This window comes from Streptomyces sp. NPDC007157, assembly GCF_040634235.1.
Classification (GTDB): domain Bacteria; phylum Actinomycetota; class Actinomycetes; order Streptomycetales; family Streptomycetaceae; genus Streptomyces.
In genome coordinates, this window is sequence record NZ_JBEYFE010000008.1 from 235,664 (window position 1) to 258,179 (window position 22,516).

21 protein-coding genes are annotated in these 22,516 nt (G+C 72.8%); 16 read left to right on the top strand and 5 right to left on the bottom strand.

The genetic code is table 11. From position 1 onward, the window contains the following. The first annotated feature begins 18 nt into the window (after positions 1 to 18). Positions 19 to 1,251, top strand: a complete 1,233-nt coding sequence (hemW, locus tag ABZ642_RS17525; protein WP_360484031.1) for a radical SAM family heme chaperone HemW — start codon at positions 19 to 21, stop codon at positions 1,249 to 1,251. A gap of 95 nt (positions 1,252 to 1,346) precedes the next feature. Here hemW and ABZ642_RS17530 read toward each other — a convergent pair whose 3' ends face one another. Both ABZ642_RS17530 and ABZ642_RS17535 read right to left on the bottom strand, forming a co-directional pair. Beyond that, a complete protein-coding gene (locus ABZ642_RS17530; protein ID WP_360484034.1) occupies positions 1,347 to 2,153 on the bottom strand; it encodes a DUF3097 domain-containing protein in 807 nt (268 codons plus the stop codon). 34 nt (positions 2,154 to 2,187) lie between these two features. After that, on the bottom strand, positions 2,188 to 2,910 hold the full coding sequence (locus tag ABZ642_RS17535; protein WP_360484037.1) for an MBL fold metallo-hydrolase: 723 nt from the start codon (positions 2,908 to 2,910) through the stop codon (positions 2,188 to 2,190). Positions 2,911 to 3,073: 163 nt separating this feature from the next. Here ABZ642_RS17535 and hrcA point away from each other — a divergent pair, with 163 nt between their 5' ends. From hrcA to ABZ642_RS17585, 10 genes are all read left to right on the top strand, one after another. Further along, a complete protein-coding gene (gene hrcA / locus ABZ642_RS17540; protein ID WP_360484040.1) occupies positions 3,074 to 4,090 on the top strand; it encodes a heat-inducible transcriptional repressor HrcA in 1,017 nt (338 codons plus the stop codon). Beyond that, the gene (dnaJ, locus tag ABZ642_RS17545; RefSeq protein ID WP_351691315.1) at positions 4,091 to 5,227 is read left to right on the top strand and encodes a molecular chaperone DnaJ; all 1,137 of its coding nucleotides are present in this window, start codon (positions 4,091 to 4,093) and stop codon (positions 5,225 to 5,227) included. 106 nt (positions 5,228 to 5,333) lie between these two features. Continuing rightward, positions 5,334 to 6,485 carry a nitronate monooxygenase gene (locus ABZ642_RS17550; RefSeq protein WP_360484044.1) on the top strand — a complete coding sequence of 384 codons (1,152 nt, stop codon included), beginning with the start codon at positions 5,334 to 5,336 and terminating at the stop codon, positions 6,483 to 6,485. Further along, positions 6,482 to 7,240 (top strand): 16S rRNA (uracil(1498)-N(3))-methyltransferase, encoded by a 759-nt coding sequence (locus ABZ642_RS17555; protein WP_360484047.1) that lies wholly within the window; start codon positions 6,482 to 6,484, stop codon positions 7,238 to 7,240. Before ABZ642_RS17550 ends, ABZ642_RS17555 begins: the two co-directional genes overlap by 4 nt. A gap of 48 nt (positions 7,241 to 7,288) precedes the next feature. Next, on the top strand, positions 7,289 to 7,681 hold the full coding sequence (locus tag ABZ642_RS17560) for a VOC family protein (protein WP_360484050.1): 393 nt from the start codon (positions 7,289 to 7,291) through the stop codon (positions 7,679 to 7,681). A gap of 205 nt (positions 7,682 to 7,886) precedes the next feature. Beyond that, positions 7,887 to 8,381, top strand: a complete 495-nt coding sequence (locus ABZ642_RS17565) for a hypothetical protein (RefSeq protein WP_360484373.1) — start codon at positions 7,887 to 7,889, stop codon at positions 8,379 to 8,381. A gap of 46 nt (positions 8,382 to 8,427) precedes the next feature. Further along, entirely contained in the window at positions 8,428 to 11,652 is a 3,225-nt protein-coding gene (locus ABZ642_RS17570) for a S41 family peptidase (protein ID WP_360484052.1), read from the top strand. Between the two features lie 142 nt (positions 11,653 to 11,794). Next, positions 11,795 to 12,148, top strand: coding sequence for a histidine triad nucleotide-binding protein (locus ABZ642_RS17575; protein ID WP_360484055.1), 354 nt, complete (start codon positions 11,795 to 11,797; stop codon positions 12,146 to 12,148). 6 nt (positions 12,149 to 12,154) lie between these two features. Continuing rightward, the gene (locus ABZ642_RS17580) at positions 12,155 to 13,060 is read left to right on the top strand and encodes a ribonuclease Z (protein ID WP_360484058.1); all 906 of its coding nucleotides are present in this window, start codon (positions 12,155 to 12,157) and stop codon (positions 13,058 to 13,060) included. 20 nt (positions 13,061 to 13,080) lie between these two features. After that, positions 13,081 to 14,073 carry an adenosine deaminase gene (locus tag ABZ642_RS17585; protein WP_360484060.1) on the top strand — a complete coding sequence of 331 codons (993 nt, stop codon included), beginning with the start codon at positions 13,081 to 13,083 and terminating at the stop codon, positions 14,071 to 14,073. On the opposite strand, the gene ABZ642_RS17590 is transcribed toward ABZ642_RS17585, so the two are convergent. After that, a complete protein-coding gene (locus tag ABZ642_RS17590) occupies positions 14,070 to 15,251 on the bottom strand; it encodes an MFS transporter (protein WP_360484063.1) in 1,182 nt (393 codons plus the stop codon). The two genes, ABZ642_RS17585 and ABZ642_RS17590, sit on opposite strands and share 4 nt — an antisense overlap. A gap of 289 nt (positions 15,252 to 15,540) precedes the next feature. Further along, positions 15,541 to 16,317 carry an IclR family transcriptional regulator gene (locus ABZ642_RS17595; protein WP_360484066.1) on the bottom strand — a complete coding sequence of 259 codons (777 nt, stop codon included), beginning with the start codon at positions 16,315 to 16,317 and terminating at the stop codon, positions 15,541 to 15,543. Between the two features lie 99 nt (positions 16,318 to 16,416). Here ABZ642_RS17595 and ABZ642_RS17600 point away from each other — a divergent pair, with 99 nt between their 5' ends. From ABZ642_RS17600 to ABZ642_RS17610, 3 genes are all read left to right on the top strand, one after another. Beyond that, positions 16,417 to 17,367, top strand: a complete 951-nt coding sequence (locus tag ABZ642_RS17600; protein WP_360484069.1) for a 5-dehydro-4-deoxyglucarate dehydratase — start codon at positions 16,417 to 16,419, stop codon at positions 17,365 to 17,367. After that, positions 17,364 to 18,653: a glucarate dehydratase family protein gene (locus ABZ642_RS17605; RefSeq protein WP_360484072.1), complete on the top strand. Its 1,290-nt coding sequence runs from the start codon at positions 17,364 to 17,366 to the stop codon at positions 18,651 to 18,653. The genes ABZ642_RS17600 and ABZ642_RS17605 overlap by 4 nt, the downstream gene beginning before the upstream one ends. A gap of 96 nt (positions 18,654 to 18,749) precedes the next feature. Next, a complete protein-coding gene (locus tag ABZ642_RS17610) occupies positions 18,750 to 19,925 on the top strand; it encodes a PfkB family carbohydrate kinase (protein WP_360484075.1) in 1,176 nt (391 codons plus the stop codon). A 66-nt stretch (positions 19,926 to 19,991) separates the two neighbouring features. Here ABZ642_RS17610 and ABZ642_RS17615 read toward each other — a convergent pair whose 3' ends face one another. Beyond that, positions 19,992 to 20,681, bottom strand: a complete 690-nt coding sequence (locus ABZ642_RS17615; RefSeq protein WP_360484078.1) for an FAD binding domain-containing protein — start codon at positions 20,679 to 20,681, stop codon at positions 19,992 to 19,994. A 251-nt stretch (positions 20,682 to 20,932) separates the two neighbouring features. Between ABZ642_RS17615 and ABZ642_RS17620 the strand changes: the two genes are divergently transcribed. Together ABZ642_RS17620 and ybeY are read left to right on the top strand one after the other, a co-directional pair. Beyond that, the gene (locus tag ABZ642_RS17620; protein ID WP_360484080.1) at positions 20,933 to 22,000 is read left to right on the top strand and encodes a PhoH family protein; all 1,068 of its coding nucleotides are present in this window, start codon (positions 20,933 to 20,935) and stop codon (positions 21,998 to 22,000) included. Positions 22,001 to 22,014: 14 nt separating this feature from the next. Beyond that, entirely contained in the window at positions 22,015 to 22,512 is a 498-nt protein-coding gene (gene ybeY / locus ABZ642_RS17625; RefSeq protein ID WP_360484083.1) for an rRNA maturation RNase YbeY, read from the top strand. The last annotated feature ends 4 nt before the right edge of the window (positions 22,513 to 22,516 follow it).

Sequence of the window (22,516 nt, forward strand, 5' to 3'; positions counted from 1 at the left end):
TACGGGACAATGGAGGACATGCCTTCCGCACTTCCCGACGGTGAACCGGTCCCCGACGACGGCGCGCTCCCGGCGCACGCGCTGGCCGGTGCCGCCGACCGCCCCCTCGGGTTCTATCTGCACGTCCCCTACTGCGCGACCCGCTGCGGCTACTGCGACTTCAACACGTACACGGCGACCGAGCTGCGCGGCACCGGTGGGGTCCTCGCCTCCCGCGACAACTACGCGGACACCCTGATCGACGAGATCAGGCTGGCCCGCAAGGTTCTCGGCGACGACCCGCGCGAGGTCCGCACGGTGTTCGTGGGTGGGGGTACGCCGACGCTGCTGGCCGCCGGTGATCTGGTACGGATGCTGGGCGCGATCCGCGACGAGTTCGGTCTGGCCGCCGACGCGGAGGTCACCACGGAGGCGAACCCGGAGTCCGTCGACCCCGCGTATCTGACGGCCCTGCGCGAGGGCGGCTTCAACCGGGTCTCCTTCGGCATGCAGAGCGCCCGGCAGCATGTGCTGCGCGTCCTGGACCGCACCCACACCCCGGGGCGCCCCGAGGCGTGTGTCGCGGAGGCCCGCGCGGCCGGCTTCGAGCACGTCAACCTCGATCTGATCTACGGCACGCCGGGCGAGTCCGACGACGACTGGCGGGCCTCGCTGGACGCGGCGCTCGGAGCCGGCCCGGACCATGTGTCGGCGTACGCGCTGATCGTCGAGGAGGGCACCCAGCTGGCCCGCCGGATCCGCCGGGGCGAGGTCCCGATGACCGACGACGACGTCCACGCGGACCGCTATCTGATCGCCGAGGAGATGCTGTCCGCGGCTGGGTTCGACTGGTACGAGGTGTCCAACTGGGCCACCTCCGAGGCCGCCCGCTGCCTGCACAACGAGCTGTACTGGCGGGGCGCCGACTGGTGGGGCGCGGGACCGGGCGCGCACGCGCACGTGGGCGGCGTGCGCTGGTGGAACGTCAAGCACCCGGGGGCGTACGCGGCGGCGCTGGCGTCGGGGCGGTCGCCGGGGGCCGGGCGTGAGCTCCTCACCGACGAGGACCGCCGGGTGGAGCGGATCCTGCTGGAGCTGCGGCTGCGGGAGGGGGTGCCGCTGGCGCTGCTGAAGGAGCAGGGGCTGGTGGCGTCGCGGCGGGCGCTGGGGGAGGGGCTGCTGGAGACCGGCCCGTACGAGGACGGCCGGGCCGTGCTGACGCTGCGGGGGCGGCTGCTGGCGGACGCGGTGGTCAGGGACCTGGTGGACTGAGCGGCCGGGGGCGGGAAGGGACCTGGTGGACTGAGCGGCCAGGGGCGGGAAGGGACCTGGTGGACTGAGCGGCCGGGGGCGGGAAGGATGCCCGGCTACGGAGCCGTCACGAAGTCGATCAGTTCCTCCACCCGCCCCAGCAGCTCCGGTTCCAGGTCCTTGTAGGACCCCACGCGGGCCAGGATCGCCTGCCACACCGCGCCCGTGTTGTCCGAGGGCCAGCCCAGGGCGCGGCACACGCCCGTCTTCCAGTCCTGGCCGTGCGGGACGCGCGGCCAGGACTCGATGCCCAGGGCGGCGGGCTTCACCGCCTCCCAGATGTCGATGTACGGGTGGCCGACCACCAGGGCGTGTTCGCTGGTGACCGACTGCGCGATGCGCCACTCCTTGGTGCCGGGGAGCAGGTGGTCCACCAGGACACCGAGGCGCGCGTCGGGGCCCGGTGCGAAATCGGCCACGATCGACGGGAGGTCGTCCACGCCCTCCAGGTACTCCACGACCACGCCCTCGATGCGCAGGTCGTCGCCCCAGACCTTCTCGACCAGTTCCGCGTCGTGGCGGCCCTCGACGTAGATGCGGCCGGCGCGGGCCACGCGCGCGCGTGCGCCGGGCACGGCGACCGAACCGGAGGCGGTGCGCGCGGGCCGTACGGGGCCGGCCGAGGCGGGGCGTACGAGGGTGACCACCCGGCCCTCCAGGAGGAAGCCCCGGGGCTCCAGCGGGAAGACGCGGTGTTTGCCGAAGCGGTCCTCCAGCGTCACCGTGCCCGCCTCGCAGCGGATCACCGCGCCGCAGAAGCCGGTGCCGGGTTCCTCGACGACCAGGCCGGGTTCGGCGGCCACCTCCGGTGCCGGTTTCGGCTTCTTCCACGGCGGGGTCAGGTCGGCGGAGTACTGGCGCATTCGGATGACGATAGGAGAAGCGGTGGCGGCGTGGTCACGACACGCCGAAACGAGCGGCCAGGGCGTCGCGCTGCCGTCGTACGAAGGCCGCGTCCACCACCGCTCCGTGACCGGGTACGTACCGGGCGTCGTCGCCGCCGAGGGCGAGCAGCCGGTCAAGGGCGGCCGGCCAGCGGGACGGTACGGCGTCGGGGCCGGCCTGGGGGTCGCCGGATTCCTCCACCAGGTCGCCGCAGAAAACCACCGGCGGGTCGCCGGGGACGAGGACGGCGAGGTCGTGGCGGGTGTGGCCGGGGCCCACGTCGGCCAGCAGGGCCCGGCGGCCGTCGCCGAGGTCGAGAGCCCACTCGCCGGAGACCGGACGGCGGGGCAGGGGCAGCGCGTCGGCCGCCTCCTCGGCCTCCGGGGCCGGCAGGCCGTTGCGGACCGCGTCCAGGCGGAGTGCCTCGCGGCCGTGCGCGAGGACGGCCTCCGCGCCCGCCGCCGCGTACACGTCCGTGCCCGCGAACGCCGGGGTGCCGAAGACGTGGTCGAAGTGCGGATGGGTGAGCGCGAGATGGGTCACACGGCGCCCGGCCAGCCGCTGCGCCTCCCCGCGCAACCTCGCGCCCTCCGCCAGGCTCGACCCCGCGTCCACCATCAGGACCGGCCCGGCCCCGAGGACCAGCCCGGCCGTGCAGTCCCAGCCCGGCAGCCGGCACCGGCCGACCCCCTCGGCCACCCGCTCCCAGCCCAGCTCTTCCCAAGTCACCGTCACACCGCGACGCTAGCGGTAGAACGCCCCGGGTCCTCGCCGACCTTGCCCAGTCGGTACCCGACGGCCGTACACTGGGCCGGGGATGCTGGCACTCGGGCTCGCAGAGTGCCAGGCGAAAGACCCGAAAGGCCGCGGGGACGACTTTCTGGAGGTGTGGCGCTGGATGCTGAGTGAACGCAGGCTTCAGGTATTGCGCGCCATCGTCCAGGACTATGTCGGCACCGAGGAGCCGGTGGGGTCGAAGGCGCTGACCGAGCGGCACAACCTCGGCGTCTCCCCGGCGACCGTGCGCAACGACATGGCCGCCCTGGAGGACGAGGGGTACATCGCCCAGCCGCACACCAGCGCCGGGCGGATCCCGACCGACAAGGGCTACCGGCTGTTCGTCGACAAGCTCGCCGGTGTGAAGCCGATGAGCGCGCCCGAGCGGCGGGCCATCCAGAACTTCCTCGACGGCGCCGTCGACCTCGACGACGTCGTCGCGCGGACGGTGCGGCTGCTGGCGCAGCTGACGCGGCAGGTCGCGGTCGTGCAGTATCCGTCGCTGACTCGGTCCACCGTGCGGCACGTGGAGCTGCTCGCGCTCGCGCCGGCCCGGCTGATGCTGGTGCTGATCACCGACACCGGGCGGGTCGAGCAGCGGATGGTCGACTGCCCGGCGCCCTTCGGGGAGTCGTCGCTGGCGGATCTGCGGGCACGGCTCAACAGCCGGGTCGCCGGTCGCCGGTTCTCGGACGTGCCCCGGCTGGTGGAGGACCTGCCGGACGCCTTCGAGGCCGAGGACCGCGGTACGGTCTCGGCGGTGCTCTCCACTCTGCTGGAGACGCTCGTCGAGGAGAACGAGGAGCGGCTGATGATCGGCGGCACCGCCAATCTCACCCGCTTCGGACATGACTTTCCCCTCATGATCCGGCCCGTCCTGGAGGCCCTGGAGGAGCATGTCGTGCTCCTCAAGCTCATGGGCGAGGCGGGGGATTCGGGCATGACCGTACGCATCGGTCACGAGAACGCCTACGAGGGACTCAACTCAACGTCCGTGGTGTCGGTCGGCTACGGTTCGGGCGGCGAGGCACTCGCCAAACTCGGCGTGGTCGGACCGACCCGCATGGATTACCCGGGAACGATGGGAGCGGTACGAGCGGTGGCACGGTACGTCGGACAGATCCTGGCGGAGTCGTAAGTGGCCACGGACTACTACGCCGTTCTCGGCGTGCGCCGCGACGCGTCGCAGGAAGAGATCAAGAAGGCCTTCCGTCGGCTCGCGCGCGAGCTGCACCCGGACGTCAACCCGGATCCGAAGACCCAGGAGCGGTTCAAGGAGATCAACGCCGCCTACGAGGTGCTCTCGGACCCGCAGAAGAAGCAGGTCTACGACCTCGGCGGCGATCCGCTCTCGCAGAGCGGCGGCGCGGGCGCGGGCGGCTTCGGGGCCGGTGGCTTCGGGAACTTCTCGGACATCATGGACGCGTTCTTCGGTACCGCGTCGCAGCGCGGCCCGCGGTCGCGCACCCGGCGCGGCCAGGACGCCATGATCCGGATCGAGGTCGAGCTCGACGAGGCGGCCTTCGGCACGACCAAGGACATCCAGGTCGACACGGCGATCGTCTGCAACACCTGCAACGGTGAGGGCGCGGCGCCGGGCACCTCCGCCCAGACGTGTGACATGTGCCGCGGTCGCGGCGAGGTGTCGCAGGTGACCCGGTCCTTCCTGGGCCAGGTCATGACCTCGCGGCCCTGCCCGCAGTGCCAGGGCTTCGGTACGGTCGTGCCGACGCCGTGTCCGGAGTGCGCCGGTGACGGGCGGGTGCGGTCGCGGCGGACGCTGACCGTGAAGATCCCGGCCGGTGTCGACAACGGGACCCGGATCCAGCTCGCCGGCGAGGGCGAGGTCGGGCCCGGTGGCGGTCCGGCCGGCGACCTGTACGTCGAGATCCACGAGCTGCCGCACTCCACGTTCCAGCGGCGCGGCGACGACCTGCACTGCACGGTGACGATTCCGATGACGGCGGCGTCGCTCGGTACGAAGGTGCCGCTGGAGACGCTGGACGGGATGGAGGAGGTCGACATCCGGCCGGGCACCCAGTCCGGGCAGTCGATCCCGCTGCACGGGCGCGGTGTCACGCATCTGCGGGGCGGCGGCCGGGGCGACCTGATCGTCCACGTCGAGGTGACGACCCCGACCAAGCTCGACCCCGAGCAGGAGCGGCTGCTGCGCGAGCTGGCGAAGCTGCGTGGCGAGGAACGGCCCACGGGGCAGTTCCAGCCGGGGCAGCAGGGTCTGTTCAGCCGGCTGAAGGACGCGTTCAACGGGCGCTGACGGCTCGCCGGGCCGGGGCGCCGTCCCTTCGGCCCGGAAATATCTGGCATGTGCCAAAGGGACGGCCCGATTCGGTCTTGTTCGGAGGACGTGACAACATGCCGTCATGTCCTCCGCACTGACCGATCTCTTCCCGCTTCCGATCGTGCAGGCCCCGATGGCGGGCGGGGTTTCCGTGCCGCAGCTCGCCGCCGCCGTGTCCGAGGCGGGCGGGCTGGGGTTCCTGGCCGCCGGGTACAAGACCGCCGACGGGATGTACCAGGAGATCAAGCAGCTGCGCGGGCTGACCGGCCGCCCCTTCGGGATGAACCTCTTCATGCCGCAGCCGGAGCATCCCGGTGCGGGCACCGGCTCCACCGGAGTGGCTGTCGCCGCGCCCTCCTCCGGCGCGGTCGAGATCTACGCGCATCAGCTGGCCGGTGAGGCCGCCTGGTACGAGACCGAGCTCGGCGACCCGGACAGCGGCCGGGACGACGGGTACGACGCGAAGCTCGCCGTACTCCTCGACAACCCGGTGGCCGCGGTCTCCTTCCACTTCGGTGTGCCGAGCCCCGAGGCACTGGACGCCCTGCGCCGGGCGGGAACCCTCACCCTCGTCACCGCCACCACCGTCGAGGAGGCCCTCGCCGTCGAGCGGGCCGGTGCCGACGCGGTGATCGCCCAGGGCGTGGAGGCCGGCGGGCACCAGGGCACCCACCGGGACGTGCCGGAGAACGACGGCTCCGGGATCGGCCTGCTGTCGCTGGTCGCCCAGATACGCGAGGCCGTGAGCATCCCGGTCGTCGCCGCGGGCGGCATCATGCGCGGCAGCCAGATCGCCGCCGTGCTCGCCGCGGGGGCGAGCGCGGCCCAGCTGGGCACCGCCTTCCTCGCCACTCCCGAGTCGGGCGCCGCCGACCCGCACAAGCGGGCGCTGACCGACCCGCTGTTCACCCGGACCGCGCTGACCCGGGCGTTCTCCGGGCGGCCCGCCCGCGGCCTGGTCAACCGCTTCATGCGCGAGCACGGCCCGTACGCGCCCGCCGCCTACCCGGAGGTCCACCACCTCACCGCCCCGCTGCGCAAGGCCGCCGCCAAGGCCGGGGACGCGCAGGGCATGGCCCTGTGGGCCGGGCAGGGACACCGGATGGCCCGGGTGCTGCCCGCCGGGCGGCTGGTGGAGGTCCTCGCGGAGGAACTCGCCGCCGCGTCGACAGCGTTGTCGGGCAAGGCCGAGGGCGACTGGACCGGCGGGGCCGGCCGGGGGGACGGGCGATGACCGCCCCGGTGTTCGTGCTCGACCCGCTGGTGGTGCCCGACTTCTCCGGCGGAGAGGTCGTCCTGGACGGCCCCGAGGGCCGGCACGCCGTCTCCGTGAAGCGGCTGCAGCCCGGTGAGGGCGTCATCCTCACCGACGGGCGCGGTCGCTGGAGCGAGGGCGTCGTCAAGGCCGCCGAGGGCAAGGACCGGCTAGTCGTGACGGACCTGGAGACCCTGCACGAGGAACCCCTCCCGCGGCCCCGCATCACCGTCGTCCAGGCGCTGCCCAAGGGCGACCGCGGCGAGGTCGCCGTGGAGACCATGACCGAGGTCGGCGTCGACCGGATCGTGCCCTGGCAGGCCGCCCGCTGCATCACCCAGTGGAAGGGCGACCGGGGCCTGAAGTCCCTCGCCAAGTGGCGGGCCACCGCCCGCGAGGCCGGCAAGCAGTCCCGCCGGGTGCGCTTCCCGGAGATCGCGGACGCGGCGACCACCAGGCAGGTCGCCGCACTTCTCGCCGGTGCCGCGCTGGCCGCCGTACTCCACTCCGACTTCGAGCACGGCAGCGAGCCGCTCGCCACCGCCGCGCTGCCCGCCGAGGGCGAGATCGTGCTGGTCGTCGGGCCCGAGGGAGGCGTCGCCCGGGACGAGGTGGCGCTCTTCGAGGAGGCGGGCGCCAAGGCCTGCACCCTGGGGCCTACCGTGATGCGCACGTCGACCGCCGGGACCGCGGCCGCGGCCCTGCTCCTCGGCCGTACCGGCCGGTGGTCCTGACCGGTACGACTGGTCCTGACCCGTACGACACCACAGGGGGAACGCGCCGTGGAACTCGCCCAAGTCCGGCTCCTGGTCTCCGACTTCGCCGCCTGCTACCGCTTCTACGCCGAAGTGCTCGGGCTGAAGCCGCAGTCGGGGGCGAGCGAGGGGCCGTACGAGAAGTTCAGTCCGCACGCCGGGTCGGCGGGGATAGCCCTGCAGGACCGGGCCATGATGGCCGAGGTGCTGGGCGAGCTGGGGGACACCGCGACCGGGCACCGCTCGCTGGTGGTGCTGCGCGTGGACGACCTGGACGCCTACTGCGAGCAGATCACCGCCCGGGGCGCGGTCCTGGTGCACGGGCCGGCGCCGATGACGGAACGGATGCGCGTCGCCCATCTCAAGGACCCGGAGGGCAACCTGGTGGAGCTCCAGGAGTGGCTCCTGCTGCGCACCTGAGGAGTCCGTCCGTCCGCCTCCGGGGGGACGACTCCGAACACGTGAGTGGCCGCATGCCCCCTACCGTCACGGGCGCGACGGTGGCAGGCTGCCCTCCATGGGGGCATTGAGGCCGATTTGGCGACGGCTGCTCGTGACACGACGGCCGCTCGTGACGCGATGGCCGCTCGTGACGCGACGTCCGCGCCTGACCAGGGTGGCGGCCGTGGCGGGGCTCGCGGTGATCGCCGTGGGCGGTGCGGTGGGCTGCCGGCCGACCGACCTGAACTCCGCGACCGTCGCGTACACCACCGACCAGACCGCCACCGCCGAGCTGAAACGGCAGCACGTCGACGTCAGCTGGCTCACCTGCACCGGCAACTACGGCTCGTCGGCGCCGAAGACGCCCTCGGCGTCCGAGACCTCCGTCGTCTCCGTGGACTGCCGGGGCAGGACCAAGGACGGCCGGGAGATCACCGTCACCGGACGGGTCACCAAGGCGGTCAGCGGCGCCTGTGTGCGCGGGAACCTCGTCGCGAAGGTGGGCGGCAAGGAGTGGTTCCGGGTGAAGGGCCTCGGCAACTGCGACGCCACACCCGGACCGGCGTACAGCACCTACCGGCCGCCCACCTACGGGCAGCAGCCGGGCCCCACCGTGACCGTGACGCGGACCATCTGGTGCCAGAGCGACCCCAAGTGCCGGCCGGTCCAGGGCAAGTGATCGAAATCGGCCACCGCGAGCGTGCCGCGATGCATAGGCTGAGCGGGTGACTCAGGGTGCAGCGACAGGACCGCGGTCCTACCTCCGATTTCCCCATGTCCACGGCGACCTGGTCGCCTTCACCGCCGAGGACGACGTGTGGCTCGCGCCCCTGGACGGCGGCCGGGCCTGGCGGGTCAGCGCCGACAACGTCCCCGTGACGCTGCCGCGTATCTCGCCCGACGGGACCACGGTCGCCTGGACCTCCACCCGCGACGGCGCCCCCGAGATCCACACCGCCCCCGTCGACGGCGGCTCCGCCACCCGCCTGACGCACTGGGGGAGTTCCCGCACCCAGGTGCGCGGCTGGACCGCCGACGGGCAGGTCCTCGCGATCAGCACCTACGGACAGTCCAGCCTCCGGCGCAGCTGGGCCCGGACCGTCCCGCTCGACGGCGGCCCGTCCACCGTCCTGCCGTACGGCCCGGTCGGCCATGTCGCCTTCGGGCCCCGGACCGTGCTGCTCTCCGCGCCGATGGGCCGGGAGGCGGCCTGGTGGAAGCGGTACCGGGGCGGTACGGCGGGCAAGTTGTGGATCGACCGGGACGTCCACGACGGCGAAGGCGCGGGGGAGTTCGTACGGCTGCACGAGGAGCTGGACGGGAACCTCGAACACCCCGTCTGGGCCGGGGACCGGATCGCCTTCCTCTCCGACCACGAGGGGACGGGCGCGCTGTACTCGTCCCTCGCCGACGGTTCCGACCTGCGCCGGCACACCCCACTGGACGGTTTCTACGCCCGGCACGCCTCCGGTGACGGCACCCGGGTCGTCTACGCCTCGGCCGGTGAACTCTGGCTCCTCGACGACCTGGAGGGCGCCGAGCCGCGCCGGCTGGACATCCGGCTGGGCGGGGCCCGGGTGGACCGGCAGCCGCACCCGGTCAACGCGGCCCGCTGGTTCAGTTCCGCCTCGCCCGACCACACCGCGCGCGGCAGCGCCGTCCTGGTGCGCGGCGGCGTGCACTGGGTGACCCACCGGTCCGGCCCGGCCCGCGCCCTGGCCACCCAGCCCGGGGTGCGCGCCCGGCTGCCCGTCACCTTCCGCTCGGACGCGGAGGAGTGGGTGGTGTGGGTGACGGACGCCGAGGGCGACGACGCCCTGGAGTTCGCCCCCGCCACCGGTGCCGTGCCCGGCTCCACCCCGCGCCGGCTCGCCGCCGGGCAGCTCGGCCGGGTCCTGGACCTCGCCGTCGCCCCCGACGGCGGCCGGGTCGCGGTCGCCGCGCACGACGGACGGCTGCTCCTCGTCGAACGCGAGACCGGCGAGGTGCGCGAGGTCGACCGCAGCGAGGACGGCGACGTGTCGGGTCTCGCCTTCTCGCCCGACTCCGGCTGGCTGGCCTGGTCCCACCCCGGGGCCGGCGGGCTCGCCCAGCTCCGGGTCGCCCACACCACCGACCTCACCGTCACCGAGGCGACCCCGCTGCGCTTCCAGGACTACGACCCCGTCTTCACCCGGGACGGCAAACACCTCGCCTTCCTCTCCACCCGCTCCTTCGACCCGGTCTACGACGAGCACGTCTTCGACCTGGCCTTCGTGGTCGGCGACCGGCCGCACCTGATCACCCTGGCCGCGACCACCCCCTCGCCGTTCGGTCCGCAGCGGCACGGCCGGCCCTTCGAGGCGCCCGACAAGGACGAGACCCCGGACGCCGAGGGCACCCCCGCCACCCGGATCGACCTGGAGGGCCTCGCCGACCGGATCGTGCCCTTCCCCGTCGAGGCCGGCCGCTACTCCGGGCTGCGCGCCGCCAAGGACGGCGTCCTGTGGCTGCGCCACCCGGTGCGCGGTGTGCTCGGCGCCTCCCGCGCCCACCCCGAGGACCCCGACCCCAAGACCGAGCTGGAGCGCTACGACCTCGCCCAGCAGCGCATCGAGTACCTCGCCTCCGACGCCGACCACTTCGAGGTCAGCGGCGACGGCAAACGCGTCCTGCTGTGGGCCGACGGCAAGCTCAAGGTCGTACCCAGCGACCGCCGTGCCTCGAACGACGACGACAGCGACACCAACATCACCGTCGACCTGTCCAGGGTCCGGCAGACCCTCGACCCGGCCGCCGAGTGGCGGCAGATGTTCGACGAGACCGGCCGCATCATGCGGGACCAGTTCTGGCGGCCGGACCTCGGCGGCGTCGACTGGGACGGCGTCCTGGACCGCTACCGCCCGCTCGTCGAGCAGGTCGCCACCCACGACGACCTGGTCGACCTGCTCTGGGAGGTCCAGGGCGAACTGGGCACCTCGCACGCCTACGTCACCCCGCGCGGCGGCCACGGCAACGGCCCCCGCCAGGGCCTGCTCGGCGCCGACATCTCCCGTCATCCGGACGGCAGTTGGTGCATCGACCGGATCCTGCCCGCCGAGACCTCCGACCCCGGCGCCCGCTCCCCGCTCGCCGCACCCGGCGTCGCGGTACGCCCCGGTGACGCGATCGTGGCCGTCGCGGGCCGCTCCGTCGACCCGCTGACCGGACCCGGTCCGCTGCTGGTCGGCACGGCCGGCAAGGCGCTCGAACTGACCGTGTCCCCGGCGGGCGGCGGCGAGTTGCGGCACCCGGTGGTCGTGCCGGTCGCGGACGAGGAACCACTGCGCTACCACGCGTGGGTGGCCGACCGCCGAGCCCGTGTGCACGAACTCTCCGGCGGCCGCCTCGGCTACCTCCACGTGCCGGACATGCAGGCACCGGGCTGGGCGCAGATCCACCGCGACCTGAGCGTGGAGATGGCCCGCGAGGGCATCGTCGTGGACGTCCGGGAGAACCGCGGCGGGCACACCTCACAGCTCGTCGTGGAGAAACTGGCCCGCCGGATCGTCGGCTGGGACCTGCCGCGCGGCATGCGCCCGTTCAGCTACCCGAGGGACGCGCCCCGGGGCCCGGTGGTCGTCGTCGCGAACGAGTTCTCCGGCTCGGACGGGGACATCGTCAACGCGGCGATCAAGGCGCTCGGCATCGGCCCGGTGGTCGGCACCCGCACCTGGGGCGGTGTGATCGGCATCGACAGCCGCTACCGCCTGGTCGACGGCACGCTGGTCACCCAGCCGAAGTACGCGTTCTGGCTGGAGGGCTACGGCTGGGGCGTGGAGAACCACGGCGTCGACCCGGACGTGGAGGTCGTCCAGACCCCGCAGGACTGGGCCGCGGGAAGGGACCCCCAGCTCGACGAGGCCATCCGCCTCGCCCTTGAGGCACTGGAGACGGCGCCTGCGAAGGTCCCGCCGACGCTGCCGATGTAAGGAGGGGGGCCGGGTCCCACCCGAAGGGGCGTGGGGCTGTGTCGACATGCGGCTCCGCCGCGTGGCGCGACAAGCCCCCACCGGCCCCGCACCCGACGACGATACGATGCCCCCGGAACTGATCACCGGTCGAGGAGAAGTCATGGCAGGGGAACCCCAGGACGACTGCCTGTTCTGCAAGATCGTCGCAGGCCACGTCCCTGCGACGATCGTCCGGGAGACGGACACCACCGTCGCCTTCCGGGACATAAACCCCCAGGCACCCACCCACGTCCTGGTGATCCCCAAGGTCCACTACAAGAACGCGGCCGAGCTCGCCGCAGGCGAACCCGCCGTGGCCGCCGACATACTGCGCGAGGCGCAGGCCGTCGCCGACGAGGACAAGCTGGACAGCTACCGCGTCGTCTTCAACACCGGCAGCGGCGCCGGCCAGACCGTCTGGCACACCCACGCGCACATCATCGGCGGCCGTGGCCTGCAGTGGCCGCCCGGGTAAGTCGTCGTGTCCGTCCGTGAACTGGTGGTCCTCGGCACCGCCAGCCAGGTTCCCACCCGGCACCGCAACCACAACGGCTACCTGCTGCGCTGGGACGGCGAGGGCATCCTCTTCGACCCCGGCGAGGGCACCCAGCGGCAGATGCTGCGGGCCGGGGTCGCCGCGCACGACCTCGACCGGATCTGCGTCACCCACTTCCACGGCGACCACTCCCTCGGCCTCGCCGGGGTCATCCAGCGCATCAACCTCGACAAGGTCCCGCACCCGGTCACCGCGCACTACCCGAAGTCCGGCCGGCGGTTCTTCGACCGGCTGCGGTACGCCACCGCCTACCGGGAGACCGTCGGCATCACCGAGGCCCCGGTCGACGCGGACGGCGACCTCGCCGTGACCTCGTCGTACACGCTCCAGGCCAGGAAGCTGTCCCACCCGGTCGAGTCGTACGGCTACCGGCTGGTCGAGCCAGACGGCCGCCGCATGCTGCCCGACCGGCTCGCCGCGTACGGCATCAAGGGCCCGGACATCGGCCGTCTCCAGCGCGACGGCGTCCTCGGGGACGTCACCCTCGACCAGGTCAGCGAGGTGCGGCGCGGGCAGCGGTTCGCGTTCGTGATGGACACCCGGCTCTGTGACGGCGTGCACGCGCTCGCCGAGGGCTGCGACATGCTGGTCATCGAGTCCACGTTCCTCGACGAGGACGCCGAACTCGCCGCGGAGCACGGCCATCTGACCGCCGGACAGGCGGCGGCCGTCGCGCGGGACGCGGGGGTACGGCACCTCGTGCTGACCCATTTCAGCCAGCGCTACTCCGAACCCGAGGAATTCGAACGGCAGGCGCGGGCCGCCGGCTACCAGGGGGAGCTGACCGTCGCGTACGACCTGCTCCGAGTGCCGGTTCCGAAGCGCAGGTGAAGCGGCCTTACCATGCTCTGATGCCCCTCCCCAAAGCTGAACTGCACCTCCACATCGAAGGCACCCTGGAACCGGAGCTGGCGTTCCGGCTCGCCGCCCGCAACGGCGTCGAGCTGTCGTACGCGGACACCGACGCCCTCCGCACGGCCTACCAGTTCAAGGATCTCCAGTCCTTCCTGAACCTGTACTACGAGCTCATGGCCGTCCTGCGCACCGAGCAGGACTTCGAGGACCTCGCGAACGCCTATCTGGGCCGGGCCGCCGCACAGGGTGTGCGGCACGCCGAGATCTTCTTCGACCCGCAGGCGCACATCGCCCGGGGCGTGCCCCTGGGTACGGTCGTGGAGGGGCTGTGGCGGGCGCTCGGCCGAAGCGTCGAGAACCACGGGATCTCCACCCGGCTGATCATGTGCTTCCTGCGGGACGAGTCCGCCGACTCGGCGCTGGAGACGCTGGAGGCCGCGCGGCCGCACCTCGACCGGATCATCGGGGTCGGGCTGGACTCGGCCGAGGTCGGGCATCCGCCGGCCAAGTTCCGCGAGGTGTACGAGGCCGCCGCCGACCTCGGGCTGCGACGGGTGGCGCACGCCGGTGAGGAGGGGCCGCCCGCCTACATCACCGAGGCGCTGGACGTGCTCGGCGTGGAGCGCGTCGACCACGGGCTGCGCTGCATGGAGGACCCGGACCTGGTCGCCCGTCTGGTGCGGGAGCGGATCCCGCTGACGCTGTGCCCGCTGTCGAACGTGCGGCTGCGCGCGGTCGACGTGCTCGCCGAGCACCCGCTGCCGGCGATGCTCGAAGCGGGCCTGCTGTGCACGGTCAACTCCGACGACCCGGCCTACTTCGGCGGGTACGTCGCCGACAACTACCACGCCGTGCGCGACACCCTCGGCCTGTCCCGGGAGCAGATGCGGGAACTGGCCCGCAACTCCTTCCTCGCGTCCTTCCTGGAGGACGACGAGGAGCTGCGGGCCCGGTACCTCGCCGAGGTGGACGCCTACGAGTTCGGCTAGGCGGCGACGTCCAGCCGTACCGGCTCGTCGGTGAGTGCCGGGTAGGTCGTGACGGTGGTGGTCCTGCGCCGCAGCGCCACCGCCGTCAGCGGCGCCGCGACCGCCAGCAGGCCCACCGCCAGGACCGTCCCCATCGCCGGGAAACCGGCCCGGGCCGACAGCAGGCTGCCCGTCATCGGGCCGACGGCCGTCCCCAGCGACGACGCCGACCCGACCAGCACCGCCCAGCGGCCCCGCGGGTCCAGGGCGGCGGCCAGGCCGATGACGTAGGACAGGACGACCGGGTAGAGCAGGTTCCAGGCGATCTCGCCGGACGCGAACGTCGTCAGGTCCGTGGCGGAGGCGCTGAGCGCGATACAGCCGGCGATCAGCACGGTGCCGAGACCGATCGGCAGGGCCTGCCCGAGCCGCGGGCCGAGCGCGCCCGCCCCGACCACGCCCAGCAGACCGGCGCCGAGGGCCACCGCGAACACCACGCCGACGGTCACCTCACTCAGATGCGCCTGCGTCAGGCCGATCCGGCCGCTCACGCCCCACAGCGAGTTCTGCGCGGCCGACCAGCAGGGCATCGCGGCGGCCAGCAGCAGACCCGAGCGCAGGTGCGGGAGACGGGAGCCGGTGACCGCGCGCGGCAGGACCGGGGCGGTACGGGGGGACAGGCGGGCGGTGAGCGGCCAGACCGCCGACGCGGTGAGCGCGATCGCGGCGAGGGGCTGCGCATGGCCGGGGCCGAGGTGCGGGACCGTCAGATAGACGGCGCCCGCGAGGGCGGAGACGCCGAGCAGGCCGAGGGTGGTGGTGCGGTGCGGGTCCCTCTGCCCGGCGATGCCGGTGGCGGCCACCGCGGTGACCGTGCCGGAGCCGAAGCCGCCGACCATCGCGCCGGCCACGACCGCCGGGACGTGGGTGGTGAGGGCGGCGCCGCCGTAGCCGAGGACGGCGAGCAGAAGGCCGGCGCGGGCGAGGGTGCGGGGGCCGATGCGGTCCACACGGGACGCCAGCAGGAAACCGGCCGCAGCGGAACTGAGCAGCAGGGCACTGCCGATGGCACCTGCCTGGGTGGCGGAGATCGGGAGCCCCGATTCGAGCCTGCCGACGGTGGTCGGGAGCAGGTAGGGGGCGAGATACCCGGCCGTGAAAAGGGCGACGAGGGGCCAGGGGGTGGTGCGGGCGGACACGGGCGTTCCCAGGGCATGCGAAAGGACCGACGGGGGAGGGGGGTTGGGCGCAGGCCGTCGACGGACAGGAACGCGCGGGCAATTTGTATCAAGTGGGGGAGTGCGGAAGAAGGGCGGGGGGTGTGATGTGGGTCATGTTCGGTTTCGGGTGTGGGGGCAGGGGTAGGAGCGCCGCGCGCCGTGGGGGCGGTGCGCGGGTGCGGGTGCCGTGGCTGGTCGTGGCTGGTCGCGCCCACGCGGCGGAGCCGACTGTCGATACGGCCCCGCGGCCCCAGGCCGGTTCGTCCGGCTAGCGCCAGTTGACCGTGCCGCCTGTCGTCCCCGACTCGATCCTCGCGCGGATCTCCCGCATCACGGCGACGATCTGGTCCTCGTGCTCCGGGGTCAGGCGGGTCACCGGTACCGAGCAGCTGATCGCGTCCTGGGACGGGGTGTCGTAGCGCAGGGCGAAGCCGAAGCCGATGATGCCGGTGACGGCTTCCTCCCGGTCGATCGAGTAGCCGCGGGTGCGGATCTCGGCGAGGTCGGCGGTGAGGGCCTCGCGGGTGGTGTGGGAGTTGGGGGTCAGGGGCTCGTACGGGCCCTCGGGGAGGTCCGCGGCGGGGCGTTCCGCGAGCAGCGCCTTGCCGAGGGCGCCCGCGTGGGCCGGCAGCCGTCGGCCCACCCTGCTGATCGTGCGCAGGTATTCGTGTGACTCCCGTGTCGCCAGATACGCCACGTTCGGGCCGTCCAGGCGGGCCAGGTGGATCGTCTCGCCCAGCTTCTGCGACGCCTCGTCCAGGTACGGGCGTACGAGGCGGACGCGCGGGTCGGAGTCCAGGTAGGTCGTGCCGGTCAGCAGGGTGCGGATGCCGACGCCGTACAGGGAGCCGGTCGTGTCGGTGCGTACCCAGCCCCTCGTGATCAGTGTCTGGAGCAGGGCGTACATCGAGCTGCGCGGGACGCCGAGTTCGTCCGCCAGTTCCTGGAGGCGGGCCGGGCGGTCACCGCGCGCCGCGAGGAGCTCCAGCAGCTCCACCGTGCGCGCCGCGGACTTCACCTCGCGGACGCCTGCTGTCTCGGACATGTGCCGATCGTAGAGGGGCGGGGCGGTGTGCGCCGTTGACGGGGGGTGTTCGCATATCTAGTCTTTGTTTCTATACGTGGATGACGTCTACATGGGGAGATGGATTCGGTGGCCGGACAGCCGGAGGACGTGGTGCGCAGGCTGCGGGACGGGATGGCGGGCGGGGTGCTGTCGTTCCCGCTCACCTCCTTTCACGCCGACGGGTCCCTGGACGTGGACGGATTCCGGGAGTACGTCGGCGGGCAGCTGGCCGCCGGGCCCGGTGCCCTCTTCCCGGCCTGCGGGACAGGGGAGTTCTTCTCGCTGGACGAGGACGAGTACCGGCAGGTCGTGGCCGTCGCCGTCGAGGAGGCCGGGGGCCGGGTGCCGGTGGTCGCCGGGGTGGGGTACGGCTGGGCGCAGGCCGTGCGGTTCGCCCGGGTCGCCGAGGAGGCCGGCGCCGACGCCCTGCTCGTGCTGCCGCACTATCTCGTCGCCGCCCCGCAGGACGGGCTGGTCGCGCAGCTGGAGCGGATCGCGGCCCGGACGTCCCTTCCGCTCATCGCCTACCAGCGCGGACAGGTCGCCTTCACGGCCGACTCGTTGACGCGTATCGCCCGCATCCCCGGCGTGATCGGGCTCAAGGACGGGCACAGCGACCTGGACCGGCTCCAGCGGCTCACCCTCGCCGCCCCGGAGGGCTTCCTCTTCTTCAACGGCGCCGCCACCGCCGAGATCCAGGCCCGCGCCTACGCCACCGTCGGCGTCCCCGCCTACTCCTCCGCCGTGCACGCCTTCGCCCCCGAGATCGCCGACGCCTTCTTCGCCGCCCTCGGCGCCGGCGACCACGGCACGGTCGACAAGCTGCTGCGCGACTTCTACGTGCCTCTCGTCGAACTCCGCGACCGCGTCCCCGGATACGCCGTGTCCCTCGTCAAGGCGGCGGCCCGGCTGCGCGGCCGCCCCGTCGGCCCGGTGCGCGCCCCGCTCACCGACCCCTGCGCCGCCCACCTCGCCGACCTCAAGACCCTGCTGGCCGCCGGACTCGACCTGGCAGGAGCGTCCCTGTGAACCTCACGATCACCGACGTCCGGCTGACGCCGATCCTGGTCGCCGACCCACCCCTGCTGAACACGCAGGGCGTGCACCAGCCGTACACGCCCCGGCTGATCGTGGAGGTGGAGACCGCCGACGGGGTGACCGGGGTCGGGGAGACCTACGGCGACACCAAGTACCTGGAACTGGCCAGGCCGTTCGCCGAGCGGCTGCGCGGGCGCCAGGTCAGTGATCTCAACGGGCTGTTCACCGTCGCCGACGAGGTCGCCGTGGACGCGGCCCGGGTCTCCGGACAGGTCGACGTCGGCGGGCTGCGCGGTGTCCAGACCGCCGACAAGCTGCGGCTGTCCGTGGTCTCCGGCTTCGAGGTCGCCTGCCTGGACGCGCTCGGCAAGGCGCTCGGGCTGCCCGTGCACGCCCTGCTCGGCGGGAAGGTCCGCGACTCGGTCGAGTACAGCGCGTATCTCTTCTACAAGTGGGCCACCCACCCGGAGGGCGTCCCGGCGGAGCCGGACGACTGGGGGTCCGCGCTCGACCCGGCCGGGGTGGTGGCGCAGGCCCGCCGCTTCACGGAGCGGTACGGCTTCACCTCCTTCAAGCTCAAGGGCGGGGTCTTCCCGCCCGAGGAGGAGATCGCGGCCGTCCGGGCGCTGGCGGAGGCGTTCCCCGGACATCCGCTGCGCCTCGACCCCAACGGCGCCTGGTCCGTCGAGACCTCCCTGAAGGTCGCGAAGGAACTCGGGGACGTCCTCGAGTACCTGGAGGACCCGGCGCTCGGCACCCCGGCCATGGCCGAGGTCGCCGCGGGCACCGACGTGCCGCTCGCCACCAACATGTGCGTGACGACCTTCGGCGAGATCCAGGAGGCGTTCACCCGCGGTGCCGTCCAGGTCGTCCTCTCCGACCACCACTACTGGGGCGGGCTGCGCAACACCCGGCAACTGGCCGCCGTCTGCCGCACCTTCGGCGTCGGCGTCTCCATGCACTCCAACACCCACCTCGGGATCAGCCTGGCCGCGATGACCCACGTGGCCGCTACCGTCCCCGGCCTCCACCACGCCTGCGACTCCCACTACCCCTGGCAGTCCGAGGACGTCCTCACCGAACGGCTCGTCTTCGAGGACGGCCGGGTCGCCGTCTCCGACGCGCCGGGCCTGGGGGTCGAGCTGGACCGGGAGCGGCTGCGGGCGCTGCACCAGCGCTGGCTGGACGACGACGGGACGTTCCGCGACCGCGACGACGCGGCCGCCATGCGGGTGGCCGAGCCGGGGTGGACCACACCGGCCGTACCGCGCTGGTAGCGGCGCCCGTTCGGGCGGTCGTGCGGCGAGAGCCGTCGCCGCTGTCCCGACATGGTGCAGACTGGCCGGATCCGCACCACGTCCAGGGAGCGCACCGTGACCGCGTCCAACGCGTTCGCCGGAGAGGAACCGGAGTACCTCGACGACGACAGAGGAGCAACGACACCGCACTGCGCCGCGCAGGTCGACCCGCTGGCCGGCCTGCGCACGCCGGACGATCCGCCCTGGGACGTCTACCTCACCGGCACCGTCTTCCTCGACATCATCTTCACCGGCCTGCACTCCGCCCCCGTGCGCGGCACCGAGTCCTGGGCCCGGGGCATGGGCTCCAGCCCCGGCGGCATCGCCAACATGGCCACCGCCCTCGCCCGGCTCGGCCTGAAGACCTCCCTCGCGGCGGCCTTCGGCGACGACCACTACGGCGAGTACTGCTGGGACGCCCTCGAACAGGGCGAGGGCATCGACCTCTCCCCGTCGCGGACCGTGCGCGGCTGGCACTCGCCGGTCACCGTGTCCATGGCGTACGAGGGCGAGCGGACCATGGTCTCGCACGGCCACGAGCCGCCCGCCGACACGCTGTTCCGGCAGCAGAACGCCCCCGGCCACCCGGCCCACGCCCGCGCCGCCGTCGCCTCCCTCACGCCCGGCAAACGCAACCCCTGGATCGCCAAGGCCGCCGCCGAGGGCACCCGGATCTTCGCCGACGTCGGCTGGGACGACACCGGCGCGTGGGACCTGGCCGGGCTCGCCGATCTCGAACACTGCGAGGCGTTCCTGCCGAACGCCGAGGAGGCGCGGCGGTACACCGGCGCCGACTCCCCGCGCGCCGCCGCGCACGCCCTCACCGAGTACGTGCCCCTCGCCGTCGTCACCCTCGGGGCGGAGGGGGCCTATGCGGTCGACGGGCGGACCGGGGAGTCCGCGGAGGTCCCGGCGATCGCCGTGGAGGCCCTCGACCCGACCGGCGCGGGTGATGTCTTCGTCGCCGGGTTCGTCACCGGCACGCTCGCGGACTGGCCGCTGGCCGACCGCCTCGCCTTCGCCGGCCTCACGGCGGCGCTCTCGGTCCAGGAGTTCGGCGGCTCCCTGTCCGCGCCCGGCTGGTCGGAGATCGGGGCGTGGTGGCGCAAGGTCCAGTCGGTGCCGAGCCAGGACCCGGCGGCGCTGCGGCGATACGCGTTCCTGGAGGGCCTGGTGCCGGAGCAGGACCAGGCGAGGCCGTGGCCGCTGCGGAGGGCGGTGCCCACGATCGGGTTCGGCCGGTCGGCGTGATGATCACGGGTGCGGGTGCGGGTGCGGGTGCGGGTGCGTGGGGGCTGGGGCGGGTGCCACCCCCGCCTACTCCCCGAGCACCCCGGCAACCTGCTCCCGCACAAGCTCCCGTCCCCGCTCCGACACCCCCGACAACGCCCCGGCGAACAGCTCCTCCACCCCGCCCCCCTCGGCGCCCACCCTCCCGCTGCTCAGTACGTACCCCTCCCGTACCGCGACCCTCAGCACACCCTCCGTGTCCACCGCCGCCGCGGCGATCGTCGGCACCTCGCCGCCCCCCGGGTCCGCGACCTTCGCGTACGCCCCCGTCACCGGCTCCCGCCAGCGCAGCGCCAGCAGCACCGGCGCCTTCGCCTCCACCTCGGACAGGTCCACCTCGTCCACCCCGTCGGCCGTGAGCACCTCGGCCCACGCGTTCAGCACGACCGCCGCCGGCAGCAGATCCCGCAGGCTCGATCCGGCGATGTTCCCGCCCACCGTCGCCGTCCGGCGCACCGACCCGGTGCCGACCCCTTTCGCCGCCTTCCGCAGCACCTCCGGAACCCGGTCGTCCACCTGGTGCAGAAGCACCGCACCCCCCAGCACGCCGTCCCCGATGGCCGTCGCCTCCGGCACCTTCCGCAGGGACACCGCCTGTTCCGGGAAGCCGTCCCGCTGCCAGACGGCCCAGATGAGGGTCGCACCGCCGACGGGTATCGCCCCCTCGGCCAGGCAGTCCCGGGCCTCGGACACCGACGTGGGCAGACGCAGCAGCACGGCTACCTGCTTTCTGAACGGACAGGTGGCGTGGAGCGAACGCGGCCCCCCGACCACGCGTGGCAGTGACGGCCCGGATTCTGCCCCGGCGCACCGGAGCGCATGCAGGGCTCACGGCTGCAATGGGGGCGCCTTCCGCTGTGAAAAGGCCTACGGCGTTGTCGGCCCCGCGTCGTACGCTTGGTATCGCGAGGCCGCCCTCAGCTACGCGGCCGTGAAGAGGAGGAACCGCAGGCCTTAAGCGCCGGCCCATGACTCAGACACCCACAGCTCAGACTCCCGCGCAGCAGCAGGCCCGAGCTCAGTTCGAGGTTCCCGCCCAGCACCCGATGGTCACCGTGCTGGGATCCGGCGACTCCCTGCTGCGCGTGATCGAGAAGGCCTTCCCGGCGGCCGACATCCATGTCCGGGGCAATGAGATCAGCGCGGTCGGCGATGCCCGTGAAGTCGCCATCGTCCAGCGCCTGTTCGACGAGATGATGCTGGTGCTCCGCACCGGGCAGCCGATGACGGAGGACGCAGTGGAACGCTCGATCGCCATGTTGCGGGCGAGTGAGAACGGGGAGGGCCCGGAGGAGACCCCGGCCCAGGTTCTGACGCAGAACATCCTGTCCTCGCGCGGCCGCACCATCCGCCCCAAGACCCTCAACCAGAAGCGGTACGTCGACGCGATCGACAAGCACACGATCGTCTTCGGCATCGGCCCCGCCGGTACCGGCAAGACCTACCTGGCCATGGCCAAGGCGGTGCAGGCCCTGCAGTCCAAGCAGGTCAACCGCATCATCCTGACCCGGCCGGCGGTCGAGGCGGGCGAGCGGCTCGGCTTCCTGCCGGGCACGCTCTACGAGAAGATCGACCCGTACCTGCGTCCGCTGTACGACGCGCTGCACGACATGCTCGACCCGGACTCGATCCCGCGCCTGATGGCGGCCGGGACGATCGAGGTGGCGCCGCTGGCGTACATGCGCGGCCGTACGCTCAACGACGCCTTCATCATTCTCGACGAGGCCCAGAACACCTCGCCCGAGCAGATGAAGATGTTCCTCACCCGGCTCGGCTTCGAGTCGAAGATCGTGATCACGGGTGACGTCACCCAGGTCGACCTGCCCAGCGGGACCAAGTCCGGTCTGCGCCAGGTGCAGGACATCCTGGAGGGTGTGGAGGACGTGCACTTCTCGCGGCTGACGTCCCACGATGTCGTACGGCACCGGCTGGTGGGCCGTATCGTCGACGCGTACGAGCAGTACGACAGCGAGCACGGCACCGAGAACGGCACGCACAAGGGCGGCCGTCCGAAGTCCGGGCACAAGGGGAAGTAGACAAGCACAGCGCCATGTCGATCGACGTCAACAACGAATCCGGAACCGAGGTCGACGAGCAGGCGATCCTCGACATCGCCCGCTACGCCCTCACACGGATGCGCATCCACCCGCTCTCCGAGCTCTCGGTGATCGTCGTGGACGCCGACGCCATGGAGCAGCTGCACATCCAGTGGATGGACCTGCCCGGGCCGACCGATGTCATGTCCTTCCCGATGGACGAGCTGCGGCCGCCGTCGAAGGACGAGGACGAGCCGCCGCAGGGGCTGCTCGGCGACATCGTGCTCTGCCCGGAGGTCGCCGCGAAGCAGGGGGCCGAGGCCGACACCCAGCACTCCATGGACGAGGAGCTCCAGCTGCTCACCGTCCATGGCGTGCTGCACCTGCTCGGCTACGACCACGAGGAGCCCGACGAGAAGGCCGAGATGTTCGGTCTGCAGGCGGCCATCGTGGACGGCTGGCGGGGGGAGAAGGGCCTGACCGGTCCCTCCCCGGCGCCGACGGTCTCCTAGCCGG

Coding starts and splice junctions, on each gene's coding strand:
- ABZ642_RS17620 (WP_360484080.1), top strand. CDS start 20,933: ATGACTCAGACACCCACAGCTCAGACTCCCGCGCAGCAGCAGGCCCGA.
- hrcA (WP_360484040.1), top strand. CDS start 3,074: ATGCTGAGTGAACGCAGGCTTCAGGTATTGCGCGCCATCGTCCAGGAC.
- ABZ642_RS17595 (WP_360484066.1), bottom strand. CDS start 16,317: ATGTCCGAGACAGCAGGCGTCCGCGAGGTGAAGTCCGCGGCGCGCACG.
- ABZ642_RS17550 (WP_360484044.1), top strand. CDS start 5,334: ATGTCCTCCGCACTGACCGATCTCTTCCCGCTTCCGATCGTGCAGGCC.
- ABZ642_RS17555 (WP_360484047.1), top strand. CDS start 6,482: ATGACCGCCCCGGTGTTCGTGCTCGACCCGCTGGTGGTGCCCGACTTC.
- ABZ642_RS17575 (WP_360484055.1), top strand. CDS start 11,795: ATGGCAGGGGAACCCCAGGACGACTGCCTGTTCTGCAAGATCGTCGCA.
- hemW (WP_360484031.1), top strand. CDS start 19: ATGCCTTCCGCACTTCCCGACGGTGAACCGGTCCCCGACGACGGCGCG.
- ybeY (WP_360484083.1), top strand. CDS start 22,015: ATGTCGATCGACGTCAACAACGAATCCGGAACCGAGGTCGACGAGCAG.
- ABZ642_RS17530 (WP_360484034.1), bottom strand. CDS start 2,153: ATGCGCCAGTACTCCGCCGACCTGACCCCGCCGTGGAAGAAGCCGAAA.
- ABZ642_RS17585 (WP_360484060.1), top strand. CDS start 13,081: ATGCCCCTCCCCAAAGCTGAACTGCACCTCCACATCGAAGGCACCCTG.
- ABZ642_RS17600 (WP_360484069.1), top strand. CDS start 16,417: ATGGATTCGGTGGCCGGACAGCCGGAGGACGTGGTGCGCAGGCTGCGG.